General features: G+C 64.1%; 16 protein-coding genes. 14 read left to right on the top strand and 2 right to left on the bottom strand.

The genetic code is table 11. The features are described 5' to 3' along the window. Positions 1-37 precede the first annotated feature (37 nt). Positions 38-3,349, top strand: a complete 3,312-nt coding sequence (locus tag HPY44_01890) for a hypothetical protein (GenBank protein NSW54740.1) — start codon at positions 38-40, stop codon at positions 3,347-3,349. An 18-nt stretch (positions 3,350-3,367) separates the two neighbouring features. Here the strand turns inward: HPY44_01890 and HPY44_01885 are convergent, their stop codons facing one another. Continuing rightward, positions 3,368-4,669: a sigma-54-dependent Fis family transcriptional regulator gene (locus tag HPY44_01885; GenBank protein ID NSW54739.1), complete on the bottom strand. Its 1,302-nt coding sequence runs from the start codon at positions 4,667-4,669 to the stop codon at positions 3,368-3,370. A 244-nt stretch (positions 4,670-4,913) separates the two neighbouring features. After that, positions 4,914-5,768, bottom strand: a complete 855-nt coding sequence (locus HPY44_01880) for an HDOD domain-containing protein (protein NSW54738.1) — start codon at positions 5,766-5,768, stop codon at positions 4,914-4,916. Positions 5,769-5,964: 196 nt separating this feature from the next. On the opposite strand from HPY44_01880, the gene HPY44_01875 reads away from it, so the two are divergent. The 13 genes from HPY44_01875 to HPY44_01815 all read left to right on the top strand — a co-directional run bounded on the left by HPY44_01875 (position 5,965) and on the right by HPY44_01815 (position 19,161). Next, positions 5,965-7,014: a hypothetical protein gene (locus HPY44_01875; protein ID NSW54737.1), complete on the top strand. Its 1,050-nt coding sequence runs from the start codon at positions 5,965-5,967 to the stop codon at positions 7,012-7,014. A gap of 3 nt (positions 7,015-7,017) precedes the next feature. After that, complete coding sequence (locus tag HPY44_01870; GenBank protein ID NSW54736.1) at positions 7,018-7,911, top strand: FliM/FliN family flagellar motor switch protein; 894 nt, start codon at positions 7,018-7,020, stop codon at positions 7,909-7,911. Positions 7,912-8,022: 111 nt separating this feature from the next. Then, positions 8,023-9,174: an NAD/NADP octopine/nopaline dehydrogenase family protein gene (locus HPY44_01865; protein NSW54735.1), complete on the top strand. Its 1,152-nt coding sequence runs from the start codon at positions 8,023-8,025 to the stop codon at positions 9,172-9,174. Positions 9,175-9,227: 53 nt separating this feature from the next. Beyond that, complete coding sequence (locus tag HPY44_01860) at positions 9,228-10,109, top strand: sugar ABC transporter permease (GenBank protein ID NSW54734.1); 882 nt, start codon at positions 9,228-9,230, stop codon at positions 10,107-10,109. Further along, complete coding sequence (locus tag HPY44_01855) at positions 10,106-10,975, top strand: carbohydrate ABC transporter permease (protein ID NSW54733.1); 870 nt, start codon at positions 10,106-10,108, stop codon at positions 10,973-10,975. Before HPY44_01860 ends, HPY44_01855 begins: the two co-directional genes overlap by 4 nt. A 58-nt stretch (positions 10,976-11,033) precedes the next feature. Next, entirely contained in the window at positions 11,034-12,023 is a 990-nt protein-coding gene (locus HPY44_01850; protein NSW54732.1) for a LysM peptidoglycan-binding domain-containing protein, read from the top strand. After that, the gene (locus HPY44_01845; protein ID NSW54731.1) at positions 12,020-12,736 is read left to right on the top strand and encodes a Mov34/MPN/PAD-1 family protein; all 717 of its coding nucleotides are present in this window, start codon (positions 12,020-12,022) and stop codon (positions 12,734-12,736) included. Before HPY44_01850 ends, HPY44_01845 begins: the two co-directional genes overlap by 4 nt. Before the next feature lie 50 nt (positions 12,737-12,786). Continuing rightward, positions 12,787-13,356, top strand: coding sequence for a hypothetical protein (locus HPY44_01840; protein ID NSW54730.1), 570 nt, complete (start codon positions 12,787-12,789; stop codon positions 13,354-13,356). 57 nt (positions 13,357-13,413) lie between these two features. Beyond that, positions 13,414-14,085, top strand: a complete 672-nt coding sequence (locus HPY44_01835) for a hypothetical protein (GenBank protein NSW54729.1) — start codon at positions 13,414-13,416, stop codon at positions 14,083-14,085. A 24-nt stretch (positions 14,086-14,109) separates the two neighbouring features. Further along, the gene (locus HPY44_01830) at positions 14,110-14,748 is read left to right on the top strand and encodes a Mov34/MPN/PAD-1 family protein (protein NSW54728.1); all 639 of its coding nucleotides are present in this window, start codon (positions 14,110-14,112) and stop codon (positions 14,746-14,748) included. A gap of 9 nt (positions 14,749-14,757) precedes the next feature. After that, complete coding sequence (locus tag HPY44_01825; protein ID NSW54727.1) at positions 14,758-15,876, top strand: FHA domain-containing protein; 1,119 nt, start codon at positions 14,758-14,760, stop codon at positions 15,874-15,876. 184 nt (positions 15,877-16,060) lie between these two features. Beyond that, positions 16,061-17,416, top strand: a complete 1,356-nt coding sequence (locus HPY44_01820) for a hypothetical protein (GenBank protein NSW54726.1) — start codon at positions 16,061-16,063, stop codon at positions 17,414-17,416. Positions 17,417-17,421: 5 nt separating this feature from the next. Continuing rightward, entirely contained in the window at positions 17,422-19,161 is a 1,740-nt protein-coding gene (locus HPY44_01815; protein ID NSW54725.1) for a hypothetical protein, read from the top strand. The last annotated feature ends 35 nt before the right edge of the window (positions 19,162-19,196 follow it).

Raw genomic sequence — 19,196 nt, 5'->3', positions numbered from 1 at the left:
CTTTCGCCGTCGAATACGCCGCACAGGAGAGACAATCATGTTCAGGTTCATCGCCGTGTTCGTCCTGCTCGCAACCCTCTGGGCATCCGCTGCGCCCATGAGTTTCGAAGTAACCGACACCGGCGTGCTCAAGGTCTCCGACGGCCAACCACTGGCGCGCGCAGTCGTGAACATGCACGCCGTGGGCTGGGCCGGTGCGAACAATGAGACCCAGGCCGAAGGCGCTACTCGCGAGGGCGATACGGTGCGCGGCGCGGTGCGGCTGCCGGCGCAACTGGCCGGGAGGCTGGCATACTCGGTCACGGCGACGCAGGATGGCGAAGCCCTCAAGGCCGACTACTCCCTGCGTTTCACGGAGTCCACCGAGATTCAGGGAGCCTACATCAGCTTCATGCTGCCCGCGGCGCGTTTCCAGGGCAGGCAAGCCACCCTCTGGCGCACCGGTCAGAGCAAGCCTCTCCCGGCACAGGGGCAATCACTGAACCTGAGCGGTCCCGCCTGCGCCTTTTCCGTGGAGATCGGAGAAGGCAAGAGCTTCGTCATCGCATCCGCTGCAACAGCCCAAGTGGTGGTGCAGGACAATCGTGTGTACGGAGCCAGCGACTACGAGGTGCGCTTCAACGTTTTCGGCAACGCACAAGTGGGCCCAGCACTCATTGCCGACCGCTCGTTCCGTGTCCTCATCGCGAATACCTCGGAGGTGGCCGCAATCGTGGATGCCATCAACCCGCCGGCGGTGTTTGACCCCGAGAAGCCTTTCGCCCTCCTGGAGAGCAAGGGGCAGGTGCGCATAGGCACCCGGGACAATGCGCTTCTCGACGTGTTCGTGGCAATCCACGGTGTGGGCTGGTCCTACGCCTCGCAAGAACAAGCACAGGTGCAGGTGTCCGGCGACGACCGAAACAGGTTCGTCACGGGGGCGCTTGCGGTGCCCGGTGCGGCCGGGGCGACGATGGTCTTCCAGGAGACCGCCCAGGCACGTCCGGACGGTGCACTGGGGCTCTCGTATGGACTCAGCTTTCCTCAGGCGGTGCGCCTGAACGGGTACCAGGTGTCATTCAACGCGCAACTCGACGACTACCAGGGGGCGGCGGTCCTCCTCTCCACACCCGACGGAGAGAAGACCTTGACTATCCCCGAGAAGCATGGAGACAACACCCTCTTCGCGGGCCCTGTCAGTTCAGTCACCGTGGCGCCGGGCAAGGACACCGGCTTCGTGCTGGACGTGGACCAGCCCTCGAACCTCCTGATCCAGGACAATCGAGGCTGGGGCGGCAGTACGGTTGAGTTCCGCTTCAACTTCCGCCGGGGTGAGCAGGGTGAGGAAGTCCCGGCCGGTGAGAACGTCCAGCGCACCTTCGCCTTTCGCCTCAACACCCCTCTTCAGGTGATCCTGAATGAGGCGCTGGCTACCAGCGAAACGGATACGTCGGACTGGGTCGCATACACGCTTCCCTGGGACTCCGCGCCGGTGGATGTGTCCTTCCTCAACCACAAGCCCGCCGGAAGCAAAGGTTTCGTGACTGTCCGTGACGGCAAGTTCGTGTTCGCCGACACCGGAGAGGAAGTGCGCTTCTGGGGCACGTGCTTCTCCGCCGGCGCAAACTTTCCCAGCCACGAGCAGGCCGAGAAAATCGCGCGGCGTCTGGCGCAGTTCGGCATCAACATGGTGCGCACTCACCATGCCGACGCTCCCTGGTCGGAACGCCATTTCTTCCCGAAGGACGTGGACAATACCCGCACATTCGACGCCGAGAACCTGGACCGCTTCGACTATCTCATCTACTGCCTGAAGCGCGAGGGTATCTACATCTACCTCGACCAGCTTGTGAACCGGTATTTCAAGACCGGGGACGAAGTGGATGCTGTGGACAAGCTTGACGCCTGCGCAAAGCCCTACTCCAACTTCGACCCGCGGCTGATCGAGCTTCAGAAGGAGTTCTCGCGCAACCTGTGGACCCACGTGAACCCATATACCGGGCTAGCCTACAAGGATGACCCGGCGATCGCGCTCATGGAGTTCGCCAACGAGAATGACCTGTTCACCCAGCAGGTGACCCTGGAACCGTACCGCACCCGCTTCGAAGCCATGTACCGCGAGTGGGCCGAGAAGCAGCAGATCGAGCTTCCCGACGAGCCCATCAACTTCCAGGTGAAGACCAATGAGCTGATGCGTTTTCTCGTGGAGGTGCAGCGCAACTACTACCTCGAGATGCAGCAGTACCTGCGGAACGAGGTTGGGGTGCGCGTGCCGATGACGGGGAGCAACTGGACCCGCAATGCCGCACTGCTGGCGGCCCTGCGGGACATGGACTACACGGATTCGCATGCTTACTGGAACCACCCCAGCTCCGAGGGCGCCTTCGGCAACAACCCGATGGTGGCCTCGCGAGGCACAATCTTTGATGGCCTCGGATTCCAGCGGGTGGTGGGCAAACCGTTCTTCGTGAGTGAGTGGGACGAGCCGTGGCCCAATGAATGGCGCGCCGAACTGCCCGTCTGGATCGCAGCGATTTCCGCATTCCAAGACTGGAACGGGCTCACAGTCTACACGTACCGCCATAGCTCCGCGGTGCCGATCGATCGGATTTCGGGAGCCTTCGAGACTTTCAATGACCCCGCGCGTTTCGGCCTGTTCGCCCACTGCGCGCTGATTTACCGGCGGGGCGACGTGGACCCGGCCCGCGAGAAGGTGGCGATCCACATTCCTGAAAGCTTGGCGGTGAGTGCCCAGTCACCCGGACCTTGGAACGCCCCCGCATACCGCGGCCTGTCGGAGATTACCCGGTTCGACACCGCGCTCTTCACCCGGCCCGAGGGCTATGACCGGGTGGTCGAATGCAGTGAGCCATCGGAAGTTCCGGACGATGTCCGTGTCTCGGATACGGGCCAGATCAGCCGCAACATCGCGGACCGCGTCGGCAAGGTGGATTCGCCCCGCAGCCAGGCGGTCTTCGGTTTCCTGCAGGAGGCCGGCCCGCAGCAGACCAGTGACCTGACAGTGGACAGCGCGACGAACTTCGCGACCATCGCCTTGTCTTCGCTCACGGACGAGCCCATCGCCCAATCCTCCAGACTGCTTCTGGCCGCGGTGGGCAGGGCCGAGAATACAGGCTTCCGATACAATCTGCTGCGCAAGAAGAAGGTCGCCGACGGTTCCGGGCCGATTCTCATCGACCCGGTGCGCGGGAGAATCTCCGTCCGAACCGGTGTCGAAGGCCTTACCGTGAAGGCCATCGGCGCAGACGGCAGCGTGCTCGGTGAGGTTCCAGCACAACGGGCCGACGGGAAGCTGAGCTTCACCATCGGCCCTGACTGGAAGACCATGTACTACGAGATCAGCCGGTGACAAGCGGATTGGGACGGATTATGAGGCCGCTTCGCGACCCAGGGCGAAGTATTCGCTCCCACCGGAGCGGATGATGCCGCCCGGGCGGGTCATCCGCTCGTCCCCGAAGGGCAGCGTGGCCTGGCGCGGATTCCCCGACACTGCGCGAGAGGCTCCGCCGAGGAACACGTCCGAAGCCCCCAAGATCTCTCCGGGCGCCAGCAGAGCGCTGCGCTGGACGACGTTGTGCAGTTCCCGCAGGTTTCCGGACCACGGGTGGCCCTGGAGTATCCGGATGGCTTCGTCGGAGAACTCGGCCGGTCCGCGGCCAAGCTCTTTCCGGATATCCCGCAGGAAGTGCTTCGCGAACAGTGCCACGTCTTCGGGCCGTTCGCGCAAGGGCGGCAGGTACAGGGGCATCACGGCGAGGCGGTAATAGAGGTCTTCCCGGAATTGGCCGCGCGCCACGGCATCCAGCAGGTCGCGGTTGGTGGCGGCGATGACGCGCACGTCCACGTCCACACTCTTCAGGCCACCCAGGCGGGTGAAGCTGCGCTCTTGCAGGAATCGCAGGAGTTTCACCTGCGCAGCCGGGCTGAGTTCACCCACTTCGTCGAGAAAAAGCGTCCCCCGGTGCGCCATCTCGCAGATGCCGGCCTTCGCGCTGGTAGCCGAGGTGAAAGCGCCCTTTTCGTGGCCGAACAGTTCGCTCTCCAGGAGAGTATCGGGCACCGCGCCGCAGTTGAGAGCCACGAAGGGCGCTTCTGCCCGGGGGCTCATATAGTGGATCGCCCGGGCGAGGTACTCCTTGCCCGTGCCCGTTTCTCCCTCGATCAGGACGGGGGTCGTGCTGTCGGCTACCCGGGCGGCATGAATGTAACAGCGCCGGGCTTCCTGATTGCAGCTGACGACGTGGCGGAATCCGTGGCGTTTCTCGATGGATTTCCATAGGAATTTCCACTGCTGGCCGGACTGCCCCTCCCGGGCTCTGCGGCCGATAAGGACCAACTGCCGGGGTTCCAGCGGCTTGCCGAGGTAGTCCGTCGCCGCCATACCCAGAGCGGCGGTTGCGCGCTCCAGGGTGGGGAATCCCGTGACAATGACCGCCGGGCCATCGTAACCGTCGGCCCGCAGTTTCTGCAGCAACTCCACCCCGTCAGCATCGGGCAGCCGCTGGTCCAACACCAATAGGTTGTAGTCGGTTTCGATCACCTGCTTGTATGCGTCTGCACCCGTCGCCGCGCCATCCACTTCCCATCCGTCGCGCGACAGAACCTCAGCCGTCAATTCCCTCAAAGCGTCGTCATCTTCCACGACAAGTGCTCGTGTGGCGTAGGCCATGAGAAGCGTCCCCCTGTCAAGGCCTGGCCGGCGCCGCCTGGCAGCTCTCCGCACCGTGCACCCGGCGATGCGTCGGCTGTACTCCAGGCTGCCCTTGCGCCGATAGTGGTGCTGCGGCTCTCACCCCAACTTCTCTCCGAGGGGTCGACAGCCGCTATCGACGATACTATCGGCAGAAGGACGCAGTTCTTTAGATTTTTCACCATCTAATTCACATTTTTTCCACACAAACCGGGCCTGACGGTCAGACTATTGATCCCAGCATCGCCTCGATTCGCGGCATCTCGTTGGTCAGCGCCCATCGCGCCCGAGACATGATCCCCGCGCCAATGCTCGTGGTCATCGTGGTGAGCGTCATGGTGGCATCCGCGTGTGCCTGGGTGATGAGCGCGATACCCATGTCATTGGCCACCTGGTTCCCCACAAGCACGTGAGATGCCAGGGGCTGCAGGAGGCCGGCACCCAGGATCTGATGATGCCGGCGGATCGCCTCCACGAGATCTGGCGCGAAATGCCATTGCTCCGCGGCATCCGCGCCGATTTCCGCGTGGTCGGTGCCCAGACGGGAACGCTCAACCAGGTACAGGTCCTTCCCTGTGGCGAGGGACTCGGCGATGCAGTCGGAGTAGACCTGGCCGATCTCCGAAGCGAGGATCATCTTCCCAACATCATGCATGAGGCCCGCGAAGTAGGCGTTGGCACGCTCTGTGCCCGGTCCTGCAGCGCCGGCGCTTGCGGCGGCCACTGCCAGGTTGTGCCGCCAAAGGGCCTCCCGGTCCAGGCCGGACTGAGAGAACGCCCCCGAGAACACATTGCCCAGGAAGTAAGCCGAAGCCATGCCGCGAATGGCCGAAGCACCCAGGCGAGAGACGGCATCAGCGACATTGTCCACGGGGTGCACCGGTGCGAGCGCGGCCGCGTTCGCCGCTCGCACCACCTTCGCTGCAAGGACTTCCTCCATGGACACCGCCTGGGCGATGTCGGCGACGCTGGGATCGCTGGCCGAGCAGCTGTGCAGGATTGAAACAAGAGCTGTCGGGAAAGGGGGAATGCGCTGCAGGACATTATCAACGGGCCGCGTGCTGGATGCGGAAATCATTGGCGTCTGTCTCCTGGGGTGAGGCGGTGGACTGCATTGCTCTGAACAACGGCTTGCAGGGACTGAACTTGAGCGATCGCTTGTAACGGGCCGGTTACCCCGGAGTTGGCAACTGGTGGCGCGCCACAGCTCAAGGCTCACCGCAGCGAGCCGATGCCCAGCCACGAGAACCCAGGAACAGCGGCCGGAGGAGCCCATGACAGACCTTGCAGTGCAAGCGCCGGAAAGCGCCGTACAGGAGCAAACGGTCGGCGGCCACGACCCCATGTCGCCGGACTTACGGAAGGCCGCCATCGTCATCTCGATGATGGGCCCCGAGTTGGCCACCGATATCTGCAGGCGCGTGGACCCACTTACGGCGCACCGCTTGATCCGGGCCCTGGGCAAGCTCGGCACCCTTGACGGCGATGAACGGGCCGTCGTTGCGCGAGAGTTCATCGATCGCCTGGACGGTGCCAGCAGCGCCGATTCCCTGGCCGCAAGGCTCAAGGAACAGGTCCTGGGCATCCGCAGCGGGCTCGGCGCGCTCGCAGACCAGGATGCGGAAAGCTCCCTGGAGAAGCTCGCCCTCCTGGACAAGGCCGACCCGAACCTGGTCTGGCGCGCCATTAGCGACGAGACACCCCAGGCCATCGCGCTCGTGGCCCGGCACCTGTCGGCCTCCAACTGCGCGAAGCTCCTGGCAATCATGCCCGACGAGACCCGGCGCGAGGTGACCTTCCGCATGTCCAATCCTCATCCCGCTTCGCCGGGGGCGCTCAAGGCCTTCGCGCGCGTGGCGGGCTCGCTTCTCCGGGGCTCGGCAGGCGGCTCGGATACCGCCGTCGCGAACCTGCAGTTTGTGGCCGAGGTGGTCCAGCAGCTGAACCGGAAGATGGCCCAGGACGTGCTCAATGCGGTGAAGGAGCGTTCCGAGGAAATCGGCGTCTCCATTGAGCGGATGATCTTCAAGTTCACGGACCTGCTGCGCATGCCCACCCCCAGCCTCCAGGTGGTGCTGCGGAACACATCAACGAACGACCTCGCCCTGGCCTTGAAGGGCGTTCCGGGGTCCCTGCGGGAGGTCGTGTTCAACAATTTGTCCCAGCGTGCCCGCAGCGTACTGGAGGAAGAGATGGACCTCCTGGGCGCGGTACCGGCCACGGAAGCGGAACGAGCGCAGCAGGAGATCGTCCAGATCGCCCGGGCACTGGAGTCGGCCGGCGAAATCACCCTGGACGCGGGCGACATCGAGTATGTGGAGTAGATTATGAACATCCGACTGTCCGATGCAGTGCGCGCCACGCCTTACGACTTCCGGCAGGCCCACAGATTCTCCGCGGACCAGCTCCGGGATCTGCAAGATCATTGCCAAGACCTGTGTCGGGCGCTGCACCGGCACATCCCCGAGACCACCGGACTGCCCGCACGCGTCAGCGTGGGCAACCTGCGGCCCATGACCTACAACGAGTACCTGGACTCCCTGCCCGAGATGCCGATCATGGCCGTCTGCCAGTTCGCAACCAACAGTGCCCCGCTCATCTGGCAGGTGGACGCATTGCCCATGTTCGCCTTCATGGACGCGATGCTCGGCGGCGATGGTTCCAGCAGCCCGCCGCAGGAACACGAATTGACCATCCTCGAACGGGCGCTGGCCATGCAGGTCGTTGAGGAGTTCATGTTCACCTGGACCGACGCCTGGCCTGCCCTGGGGGCCCTGGCCCCCCATGTACTGGAGATCCGCCAGACCACGGGGCGCTTCGGCAGCGGCTTGCTTCAGGAAGCAGTGGTGGCGGTGAACCTGGAGTGTGAGGTGGCGTCCGTGCAGGGACTTATGCGGGTCGCGGTGCCATCAGCGGTGCTACAGGCGCTGCTGAAGCAGTCGGGATACAATCCTTCGAGGACCGAAACCGCCGACCTCCACCGTAAGGCCGGAGCCAGCCAGGTCAGCCACTGCACCGTCCAGGTAACGGCAGTGCTCGGCCGGGCCAAGACTTCCCTTTCCGCGTTGGCGCAGTTGAAGCCCGGCGACCTCATCCCTCTCAACTGCGGCCCGCGGGATGAGCTGGAGTTGGCCGTGGCGGGTTTGCCCAAGTTCCGGGGCATCAGCGGACTGTCCCAGGGCAGGCTCGCTGTGCGGCTGACGGCTCCCATAGATGAGTGATCCCTGCCCCCCATCGCTGTGAAGGAGCGGCAAGCCCTGCGGACGAAATCACTTTCCTGCGTTGCCGCCAAGGACGCTGCGACTTGAACCAGAGCTGAATGAGGATATGCCGTGGACATCACCGTCGAACGCTTTGAGGACTTCCGGCTGATCCAGAACGTCGCCGTTCTCGGCGCTGGGAACGGCGGCAAGGCCGTGGCTGCCGATCTCGCGCTTCAGGGCCTCAATGTGCGCCTGTTCGAATGGGCCGAGTACCGCGCCAACATCGCTGAACTTCTGGAAACGCCGGTCATCAGGGCTGCCGGGGTGATCGAGGGTGAGGCTCGACTGTCGCTGGTAACCACTGACCTCGCGGAGGCCATCGAGGACGCCGAGGTGATCATCGCCTGCCTGCAAGGCCTTGCCCACGCGCGCCTTGCAACGGAGCTCGCGCCGATTATCCGCGACGGGGCCATTCTCGTGCTCAATCCCGGCTCCACCGGCGGGGCGCTGGAACTGCGTCGAATCTTCAGCGAACACCGTATTGACAAATACCTCCTCCTGTGCGAGACCGGGACCCTCACCCACTGCTGCCGGGCCCGCGGCCCGCGTGAGGTGCAGATCGGCCTGCGGGTGAACCATGTCGCCTTCGCCGCGCTGCCCGGCGTGGCCACTGCCGACCTGCACCGGGCACTCCAGCCCATCTTCCCCGGTCTGAGAGCCAAGAGGGATGTGCTGGAAGTCGCTCTGTGCAACGGGAACCCGGTGATCCACCCGGCGATCATGCTCGCGAACGCAGCGATCATCGAGCAGCGCGGCGCGGATCACAGGTTCTATCGCGAGGGCGTGACCCCCGCTGTGGCGCGGATCATCGAGAGTGTGGACCGGGAGCGAATGGCCCTCGGCAAGGCACTGGGGTATGACCTCCTCAGCGAACCGCGCATGTGCTTAGAGCAGGGGTATTCGCAGTCCGAAGATTACCTGGAGTGCTATGCAGGGAGCCCCGTCTTCGGGGACCTGGCTTCGCCGCCGGGCATGGAGCACCGCTACCTCCACGAGGACTGTGGTCTTGGCCTGGTGACCTACGTCTCGCTGGGAAAGCTGCTGGGGGTGCCTACTCCTGTCTCCCGATCGCTGGCCACCCTTGCGGGCACGGTGACCGGGCGCAACTACCTGAAGGATGGCCGCCGCACAGTAGAGCGTCTCGGACTGGCGGGCATGGATGAGACGGCGCGCGAGGAATATCTGCAGGCGCCCCGGCGGATCGGCGGCGTGGGAACATAGGAGGTCCCTGCCGGACTGAGGCGAAACTGGGGTCCGGAGACCTTTCCGAACCCATGCGCCAGCGCAAACTCACGCCCTACCTGCTCATCGCCCCGGCAATCCTCTTCTTCGCGATCTACGTGCTGTATCCGATCGTGCACACCTGCGTGCTCAGCGCCTACTCGTGGAGCACCGTCAATCCCGCCCGAGTGTACGTGGGCCTGGACAACTATCGCAACCTGCTCCAAGACCCCTATTTCCTGCTGTCCCTGAAAAACAACCTGCTCTTCGTGGTGCTGTCCATCATCGGGCAGCTTCCAGTTGCCCTGCTGCTGGCGGTGCTCATCGGCTCGGCCAGCCCCGTCCATCGCTTCCTGCGTACTCTTGTCTTCGGACCTTTCGTGGTTCCGGTGGTGGCTGTGGGTCTGGTCTGGACGATGATCTACAATCCGGGCTTCGGCGCTCTGAATGCCATCCTGACCCACATTGACCCCTCCTTCCAAGGCCGCGGGTGGCTCAGCGACCCGCCCTGGCTCGCGATCTATTCCATCATTTTCGTCTCTTGTTGGCGCTACGTGGGCTTTCACATGATGGTCCTTCTCGCCGGCCTGCAGGCGATCCCCGATGAGCTGTACGAGGCGGCGAAAATCGACGGCGCGGGACACTGGGATGCGTTCTGCAGGATAACCCTGCCCCTGATGCGCCGGGTCATCGCCATGGACGCCCTGCTGATCACTGTGGGCTCCGTGAAGATCTTCGACCTGAACTGGGTGATGACCCAGGGCGGCCCGAACCATGCCAGCGAGGTTCTGGCGACCTACATGTACACCTGCGGGTTCAGCGACGACCGCATGGGCTACGCGGCGGCGATTGCCACGGTCATGCTGGTCCTCACCCTCATCGCCACCGTGGTCTATGTTCGTGTGTCGGGCAAGGAGGAGGTGGGCGAGCTTTGAGCCGCCGGGTCTCCTCCTGGTCTGTGAATGCGCTGATGGCCCTGATCGCCCTGGCTTTCGTGGCCCCTGTGGTCTGGTCGATGATGAGCGCCTTCAAGACCCAGTCCGACATTCGCCTTCACCCGTGGGCCTGGCCGACGCACCCTCAGTGGAGCAATTTCGTAGCGGCATGGCAGGGAAATATGGGGCTGTACCTGCTCAACAGCCTGATCGTCACGGTCCTCGCGGTAGCAATCATCCTTGTCCTGTCGGCTCCTGCGGCGTATGCTTTCGCAAGGCTGCGATTTCCCGGATCGGCAGTGCTCCTGGGGTTCATTCTCAGCGGCCTGCTGATCCCGGTACACGCGGTGCTGGTTCCCTTGTACCACTTCAATCCGGGCTCCCTGCTCCTGCAGAATGCGGCGCGAGGGTCCGTGCACGTGGCCTGGTTCGCGGAACGTTTTGGCGACTGGATTGCAGTACTCGGGCCGTATGTGGCTTTCGGGCTGCCGCTCACGGTGTTGTTGCTGCGGGCGTACTTCATCGGCATACCGAACGAACTGAGCGACGCGGCGGTGATCGACGGCTGCGGGCACCTCACCATCCTGCGCAAAGTCTTTCTACCGGTTGCGCGCCCTGCGGTGGCTACGGCGGCGATATTCCAGGCTTCGTGGATCTGGAACGAACTTGTGCTGGCGATGGTCTTCATCAATGATGACCGACAGAAGACCCTGACCGTCGGTCTTATGAGTTTCCAGGGCGAACATGCGACAGACTGGGGCGTGGTGATGGCGGGAGTGTTCATGGCCGTTGTGCCGGTGCTGATCCTGTACTTCGCTTTCCAGAAGCACATCATCAAAGGGCTCACCGCCGGCGCGGTGAAGTAAGAGCCGGAGCCGCAGTCACGCCCAGCCAGAGACCCGAACTTCACCGGGAGCCGTGATCATGTCCGACTTCGACGATCTGGACCTGGAACTGGGACCCTTGACTTCGCGACCGGCATCGAGCGGACCGGTTGTGCTGATCCGGCGGGAGGCGCTGGAAGCGGTCCTCGACCACAGCGCACAGGACACCAACACTGAACTGGGCGGCGTGCTTCTCGGGCAGGCATCGTCCTCTGCCGAAGGCACTCTGGTGCTGGTGCAAGCGGCGATTCCTGCTCTGCACACCCAGGCCGCGCGCGCCCACGTAACCTTCACCCACGACACCTGGGAACAGGTGAACGCGGTCCGGGACCGAGAGCACCCGGACATGCGCATCGTGGGCTGGTATCACACCCACCCGGGTTTCGGCCTGTTCCTATCCGAACACGACCTGTTCATCCACCGCAACTTCTTCAACGAGCCCTGGCAGGTGGCGCAGGTGCTGGACCCGCGCACCGGGCAATGGGGGTTTTTCGTGTGGGAGGGCGGGGACATCCGGGGCCCCTATGGGGCCGAGGTCGTGGGCGCGGCTGCACCGGCACCCACTTCTGCGCGGCCCTACGAAGTCGCGGCGCCGGACCCGGGAAAACCTCGGGGCGTCTCCTGGTGGCATTGGGCGACGCTTCTCGCCGCGATCCTTATCGCCGGCTGGATCGCCCGACCGCCAACAAGTCGCCCCCTACAACAACCCGCGGGCACCCAGCGGGGGCAGAGACTGGCGGCGATTGAAGCGAAGATCGACGCACTCGACCGCAAGGTGACGCAACTGGGGAAGGCAAGTGCCCTGGAGACGGCGCCTGCGAAACCATCGCCAGTCCCGGCTGACGAAATGCCCGAGGAGTACACGGTTCTCCCCGGCGACAGCCTGTGGCGGATCGCGCAGGTGAAGTACGGAGATGGGGAGAAATGGCGTATAATTGCCCGGTTCAACAACATTGCGCCATCTGACCTGGAGCCCGGAATGGTGATCCTTGTCCCACGCTTGGCGGAGGATGGAGGGTCTGTGCGGTGAAGGAGGAGCGTGTCCACGGGGACGGCCAGAACCCCGAAGACGAACTTGACGATCTGGGCATCGAAACCACGGGGGTGTGGGAGGAGCCGCTGGGTGAGGGTCTCGACCCGCACCATGACGAAAGCCTCGCGGTCATTCCCTGCGGCAAGCCCAAAGGCACCCCGCGGGTCTACATTCACACGGACGCGCTGGAGCGAATCGTCGACCATGTGCGCGCCCAGCCGAAGCGCGAAGTGGGCGGCGTGCTGGTGGGCAGCTTCTACACGACCAAGCAGCAGCGGGTGACCGAAGTCCGTGCAGCGATGGATGCCCCCGATGCTCGCGGCGGCGTGGCGCACGTAACCTTCTCGCCGGAGAACTGGGGCGTCATCCACCAGCGCGTGGAGAGTGAACTGCCGGGCGGATCGGTGGTCGGATGGTACCACAGCCACCCGGGTTTCGGTGTGTTTATGTCGGACCAGGACCTGTTCATCCAGGACCACTTCTTCGATGGCGAGGGGCATGTCGCGCTGGTGATCGACCCCCGCAGGCATGACGTGGGCGTGTTCACTTGGCAACTCGTGGGAGAGCGGCGGGCGGTGCGCCCCGCACCGGGCTTCTGGATCTTCTCTCTCCGGAAAGAGACTGCAGAGAAGTACCGCAGCATGCTGGACTACCGCATGGCCAACCAGAAGCAGCCCCAGGGGCTGCTCTCACGGCTTTTCAGACGTTAGCACCGAGGCGCCGACGCGAACAACTTGACTGATGCAAGAGAGCGAGCGACATGAGCGCAAGGCTGCGCAGGCTGTATGCTGACCAGCAGAAGATCAAGGACGAGTTCACCGGACACCCGCACATTGAGGTGTACGCGCTGGAGGGCGACCCGCCGGAGAAGTACAGGGTCGTCTATCATGTACCGGGGCTTCGGCTGGATCGTGCCCGGAATCGCCCGGTTAAGGTCCACGAGCACAGCCTGATCATTTATCTACACCAGAACTACCCGCGAGAGAAGCCCAAGTGTGTAATGGAGACGGAAGTCTTCCATCCGAACATCGATCCATCCTGGGTCTGCATCGGCGACGACTGGGCAGCGGGCGAGACCATCGTCGATATTATCATCCAGATCGGGCAGATGCTGCAGTACCAGAACTACAACACGCGCAGCCCCCTGGACCCGGTGGCCGCGCGCTGGGCGGAGCAGAACGAGAAGCTGTTCCCGATCGGGGACGTGGACCTGTACCAGCCCGATGTCGAGATCGACTTCGTAGATGCGCAGTCCGCGCCGCAGCGACCGTCCTCGCGGAGGATACCGCCGCGTCCCGGGCATGTTGAGATTGATATCGACCTGAACTGACACCGAACATCTGCACGTGCACTTCAGCCAAGCCTGTCCCCCGGGTGAGAGCCCTGCATGCGTTGTCCGTACTGCCGGCACCCCATCACACGCGAGACCATCTTCTGCCCCCACTGCGGGCAGGAAGTCTACGCTGCCAGCAGCGCGCGGGAGCCTGCTCCAGGGCCACTGACCGATGAGCCACCGTCCACCCTCGCGGCCAACGAACTGGTGGGCCGAACGTGCCCGTACGACCAGTTCCCCATCGCCAGCGGGGACGAGGTGCTGGTCTGTCCGGAATGTCGGACGGTTCACCACGTGGACTGCTGGCGCGAGAACGGAGGCTGCACCACACTGGGATGCTCGTATGCTCCCGGAGCCCGAGCAGCGGCAGCGCAGCCAACCCCTCCCCTGGGCCCGCCTCCATCGCCGTACATGCCTCCGCGGCCGCCGGAGTTGCCGCCCGGGCCCACGCCGGCAATCCGCGTGGCCCGCGCGGAGACTGAGAACCGGGCCACCACCGCCCTCGTTCTCTCGCTGGCCGGCCTGTGCACCTGCTGCCCCATTTTCGCCGTGATCGGCTTCTTCCTGGGCCTGCAGAGCTACATGGCCTCCAGCGACCGCATTATCTCCACCAGCACTGCCCGAGTGCGCGCGGTCTGGGCGATGATCGTCGGGGTGATCGCGCCCATCGTCTGGGTGGTGTTTTTCGTCGCCGCGAACCAGGGCCCGAGTTCCCCCGCATGGTAATCCGGGCGAGAGGGTGTCCACTGCTTGACCACTTGTGACCCTCCTGGCGATCTGATCATTGAACTGGGTGAGGTCGAGGGCCCTGAGATGCTCCGGTGCCCGCGCCCGGACCCCTGTCGCTGCGCGGCCCAGGCGGTGGGCAATCCCCAGGACGCGAACTCGCCCGTCTTCCTGCATGTCCGTGCGGTGGAGGCGATGTTCAGCGACGCGGAGACTCACGAGCCCATGGAGACCGGCGGGATCCTGGTGGGCAGCCCCTGCAGCGACGAGGCAGGGCAATATCTGCGCATCGTGGACGCTATTGCGGTGGGTGATGCGCCCCGAGAAGCCGACCGGTTGACATTCACCCGGGAGGCGTGGCTGAGGATGCTGGACCAGCGCGAGGCGCTGTACCCCAACGAGCAGGTCGCGGGCTGGTACCACACCCACCCGGGGATGCGCGTCTTTCTCTCCGAGCCCGACCTGCTCATCCACCGCGCCTTCTTCTCCCGACCGTCGGACATCGCTGTGGTACTCGACCTGCCGCGACGCGAATGGGGAATCTTTGCCTGGCACGGCGATTGCCTCGAACTCACCCAAGGTTTCTACCTTTACGGTGACGCACCCGGGGATGGCGCCGGTCTCGGGGCCATTCTCGGGCGTTTCGCCGCGCGCACCAGGTGAGGTGTCGGCATGACGAAAGAGACAGAGCCAGGCCGGGCCGAGACCGATGAGACAGCAGACGACGTGCTGGAGGTGGAACTCGCGGAGACGGATGACCTGCCCGAGTCGGTGCTCGACGTGACCCTGGAGGAGGAGTTGGAGGAGCCGTTACCTCCGCTGGAACCCGAGGCGAGTGGCGGCGTCTTGCCATCAAAGAGCATTCATCAGGGCAGCCTGCTGATCCGGTCGCTCCCGCTTCAGATGCTTCTCGCGGGAGCCATCGGCGGTTTTCTGGGGTGGCTCGCGCAGGAATCCGGAGCGCGCGCCGTGGAGGTTGCCGGCGGCTCGCGCGGAATGGGTGAACTGCTGCTGGAGATGGGCCGTTTCGGCGCGGTCGTGGGAGGGTCCGTCGGCATTTTCGTGTCTTCGGCAGAGTGGCTCGTTGCCGGAATCTGGCCGCGGGCAGCCAGAGCCGGGCTGGCGGGCCTCATCACCGGAGCACTGGGTGGCGCCGCAGGAGGTGCGCTGGGGCAAGCATTGTTCACCCTCATCCTGCCCGCAGAGACTTCAGGGCTCTGGGGTGCCGGGGGAAGCGTCCTCGCCCGGGCTCTGGGATGGGCGCTGATCGGTTCGTCCGTGGGCATCGGCCCGGGGATCGCGGAGCGCGCGCCCGCGCGGATTGTCAATGGCCTGTTGGGCGGACTCGCAGGCGGATTCACCGGTGGCCTCCTGTTCGATGCCGTGGCCTGGATCTTCGCCGACGTTGCTGGAATGGGTGGCGGCCCGTCCCGGCTCATCAGCATCATGCTCGTGGGAATCTGCTCCGGTCTTGGCGTGGGGCTGGTGGAGCAGACGGCGAAGCAGGTGTGGGTTTGCATTCATGCTGGACCTTTAAGAGGTAAACAGTTTATACTCTATAGATTCCCGGCAACAGTCGGTCGCTCACCTCAGGCGCAGGTACCACTGACCCGGGACAAACAGGTGGGGCTGGAGCACTGCTTTATCGAGCGGCAGGGCACACGTCACAGGCTGAGGGCGATCCTGCCAACGCGGGTGAATGGCAGGTCAACGCAGACCGCGCTTCTCCGCGACGGCGACCGCATCGAACTTGGCGTTTCGACCCTCGAGTTCCGCGAACGCGCCGTCTGACCTGGGCGCGGGCCTGGTCCGTGCACAGCTGCTCCGACCTCGGCCACTGAATCGGCTCCATGCTGACAGCCCCCGCTCGCCAAGGTATTCTCGGGGCACGGGGGAAGACTGAAGAACGTACGCCTCGATGACGCGACCCGTTGCGGGAAGCGGTGAATCGCCAGGCTCAGGAGGCCGCAGCAACATGCTGTGCGGTTCGAGTCGTGCCAGCACTCCCCTGGTTACTTCCACCATAGTACTGTTGACACTCATCGCGCATCTGGCCCCTGCCGCCGAGGGAGGCAGGCCACCGGGACGACCTCAGGGCGACGGGTCATCCGGTTCATCCTCTTCGAAGGCCGCGAAGTCGGAAGTGGATGTGCGGGTCACGCCCGAGGGCGTCAGCGTTTTCGCGGTGAACGGAGACGTTCACGATGTCTTCTCCCGCCTCGCCGCGTCCACCGGCACTCCTCTCATCGTGGACGACACCGTCTCCGGACAGGTCACCATCAACATCGTCAACAAGCAGCCCCGCGAAGTCATCGAGCTTCTGGTGGATGCCTACGGGCTGAGCTTCTCGGAAGTCGGCAGCATCTACGTGGTCAGCGAGGGCGTGCCGAAGAAGCCCTCCTCGTATCTCCTGGGTGAGATTGAGGCCGTCACCACCAAATACGTGCAGCCTGCCCGCGCCCGATCCCTCCTGCCCCAGTTCCTGCAGAGCGAAGTCAAGGTCAACACGGACCAGAACGCGGTCGTGCTTTCCGGGCCGCGCGCGGTTCTGGACAAGTTCCGCGCCGACGTGAACCAATTTGACATCCCGGCTGCACAGATCATGCTGGATGTGTTGGTGGTCGAGTATACCGACTTTGACACGGACGCCTTCGCCTCGGCGCTGCGGTACAAGAACGCCAATTTCGGGCTGACCACGGACTCGGTGACCGGCCAGAGCGTTTTGACCGCCGTGACCGAGCTGACCCAGGACTTTTACGCTAACCTGAAGGCGCTTATAAGCAAGAACCGGGCCCGGGTGCGCGCGAACCCCAAGGTGGCCACGGTCAGCGGCCTGTTCGCCAGCATTTTCATCGGTCAGGAGCGGTTCCTCAGCAAGCCCGTGCGACTGCCCGGCGAGGGCCAGAGCAACTCTATCGACGCCGGCGTGCGCCTTCGCATGCGGCCACTCACAGGCGGCATGGGCGAGATCATCCTGTACCTCGAACAGGAGATAAGCACCCTCAGCGCTCCGGACGCCACCACCGGCCTGCCCAATAAGACCAAGCGCACGGCATCCACAACCGTCCGCGTACGTGATGGCCAGACCGTGGTTATCGGCGGCCTGCGACAGATGGAGAGCCGCCGCAAGAACAGCCGGATCCCGATCATCAGCGAGATCCCCCTGTTGGGTGAGTTGTTCAAGTCGCACCGCATTGAGCACACCAATGTGGAGCTGGCGGTTTTCATCACCGCGCGCATTCTGGACGACGCAGGCCACCTCCCCGCCGACGAGGAGGAGCGACTGCGGGAGCGCTTCCTCGAGCCGGAGAAGCCCAACGGAGAACGTTGAGACGCATGAAGTCTTTCGGTCGGCGAGCAGGTCATGCTGCGGCTGCGGCGCGAGACACCCTCGGGATGCGTGCGGCTGTGTGCTTCCTCTCGGTGCTCACCGCGAGCTCCGCCGCTATCGCCCAGAACTGGTCCGGATCGTCGAATGCCGTGACCATCACCGAGGCGCGGGTGGAGCAACTCTCAAACGCGGTGCGCGTGTTCATCAAGGCGGACGGAACGCTTCAGTGCGATGTCACTCCCGGCCAGTTCTGGGAAGTCCGCGACGACCAGTGGGACCTGGCCTGGCTCAAGCGCTTCAATATCGCCCTGCTCAACGCCCGCTCGGGTATCGGACATTACGTGGACGTGGACCGCTATCCCGTGAGTCATGTGACTCTGTCGGTTCCCACGAACGCGAGCGAAGGCGTGGGTCTGGCCGTCAGCCTGGTGCTGTACGAACCGGGACGCATTGGGAAGTTCCAGCGCCGGACGGATGCAGTGCGCGACTGGGGCTGGTGGATGGGAGGCATCGGGGTGGACATGCTCCTGTCGGACAACAAGCAGGAGCTCATTCTGACCGTCCACACCGAGGAGCACAGGGACGAGACGGCCACTGAGGCCAAGGCAACGGCGCTGCCGTACACGCTGCGCATCTACGAGGCCGGCGAAGGCTGGCGGCTGCATGCGGTTCGAGCGCCCTTCGCTGATGTCATCAACAAGTTGGCCGACGCCGCAGGTACTTCGGTGACCCTGGACCCGGGGGTGGATCGCCGCATCACCGCCAACCTGCCGGCCATGGGCGCACGCGAGATAATTCAGGCATTGTGCGACACGGCCTGCCTGGAACTGACCAACAGCGAACGCGGCTACTATATCACCACCGGCGCCTCGGACAACGTGGGCTCTTACTGGGCCGGCAGCGGGCGACGCATTCTCCTGCACAACATGCCCGTTGACGAGGCGTTACGCTGCCTGCCAGGCTTTGTTCTACGGTATCTGAAGGCGGACACCGAGGGCAATGCGGTGATCGCCTACGGACCGCCAAAGTTTCTGGACAAGGTAGAGCGCGATCTGGTGGAACTGGACCGCGTATCATACCAGATGAAAGTCAAGGTGCTGGTGGCGCAACTGCGCCACCCGGAATCGGCTTGGAAAAGCCTGGCTGCGCTTTTCGAGCGAGGGACAACTTCAGTCGGGCTCGAGCCGGTCGAGGGCGCCATACAAGTCGGCGTCGTTGATCAGTCTCTGCGCCGCATGAAACTCGAGCTGCAGCGCCTCCAGAGAGCGGGCGTCGCTGAGGTCCGGGTTGAGCCTGAGATTACGGTGCTCAACGGCGAGCAGGCCAGGGTGTTCATCGGCAAGCAGCAGTTCTACCAGTTCATGAGGCCCACGTGGTACGGCGTGGAACCCGAGCTCCAGCGTGTGGATGTCGGTGTACGCCTGATCTCCAGTCCATGGTCGGGGGATGGCCGCATCATCACAGTGCCTTTCACCGTGGCTTCGGACCTCATCGTGGGCAAGACTGATGACGGCCTGCCCGTGGTCTCGCGCCAGCAGGCCCAGGGAAACCTGCGCATTACCGATCAGGACTGCATCGTGTTCGGCGGTCTGCGAACCCGGGACAGATTCATTCAGCGACTGGGCTTTCCGTCACTGAAGGATGGTATCACCATCGGCGGGCCATTGCGCTTTGAGACCCAAGCCACGACAGATGAGGAGATTCTGCTCTGCGTCGGGGCGGAGACCGTTGCAGTGAAGCCCTGACTTCAACCCGGGGCCAACTCCCCGGCTTTCGGAGA

The organism is Armatimonadota bacterium (assembly GCA_013314775.1).
Lineage (GTDB): Bacteria > Armatimonadota > Zipacnadia > Zipacnadales > JABUFB01 > JABUFB01.
The sequence above is the reverse complement of the archived record's forward strand: the minus strand, read 5'-3'. Positions and strand labels throughout refer to the sequence as shown.

Excerpts from the sequence above, each read along its gene's own strand:
- HPY44_01815 (NSW54725.1), top strand. The coding sequence starts at position 17,422 with ATGAAGTCTTTCGGTCGGCGAGCAGGTCATGCTGCGGCTGCGGCGCGA.
- HPY44_01885 (NSW54739.1), bottom strand. The coding sequence starts at position 4,669 with ATGGCCTACGCCACACGAGCACTTGTCGTGGAAGATGACGACGCTTTG.
- HPY44_01825 (NSW54727.1), top strand. The coding sequence starts at position 14,758 with ATGACGAAAGAGACAGAGCCAGGCCGGGCCGAGACCGATGAGACAGCA.
- HPY44_01820 (NSW54726.1), top strand. The coding sequence starts at position 16,061 with ATGCTGTGCGGTTCGAGTCGTGCCAGCACTCCCCTGGTTACTTCCACC.
- HPY44_01840 (NSW54730.1), top strand. The coding sequence starts at position 12,787 with ATGAGCGCAAGGCTGCGCAGGCTGTATGCTGACCAGCAGAAGATCAAG.
- HPY44_01875 (NSW54737.1), top strand. The coding sequence starts at position 5,965 with ATGACAGACCTTGCAGTGCAAGCGCCGGAAAGCGCCGTACAGGAGCAA.
- HPY44_01850 (NSW54732.1), top strand. The coding sequence starts at position 11,034 with ATGTCCGACTTCGACGATCTGGACCTGGAACTGGGACCCTTGACTTCG.
- HPY44_01870 (NSW54736.1), top strand. The coding sequence starts at position 7,018 with ATGAACATCCGACTGTCCGATGCAGTGCGCGCCACGCCTTACGACTTC.
- HPY44_01890 (NSW54740.1), top strand. The coding sequence starts at position 38 with ATGTTCAGGTTCATCGCCGTGTTCGTCCTGCTCGCAACCCTCTGGGCA.
- HPY44_01880 (NSW54738.1), bottom strand. The coding sequence starts at position 5,768 with ATGATTTCCGCATCCAGCACGCGGCCCGTTGATAATGTCCTGCAGCGC.
- HPY44_01860 (NSW54734.1), top strand. The coding sequence starts at position 9,228 with ATGCGCCAGCGCAAACTCACGCCCTACCTGCTCATCGCCCCGGCAATC.
- HPY44_01835 (NSW54729.1), top strand. The coding sequence starts at position 13,414 with ATGCGTTGTCCGTACTGCCGGCACCCCATCACACGCGAGACCATCTTC.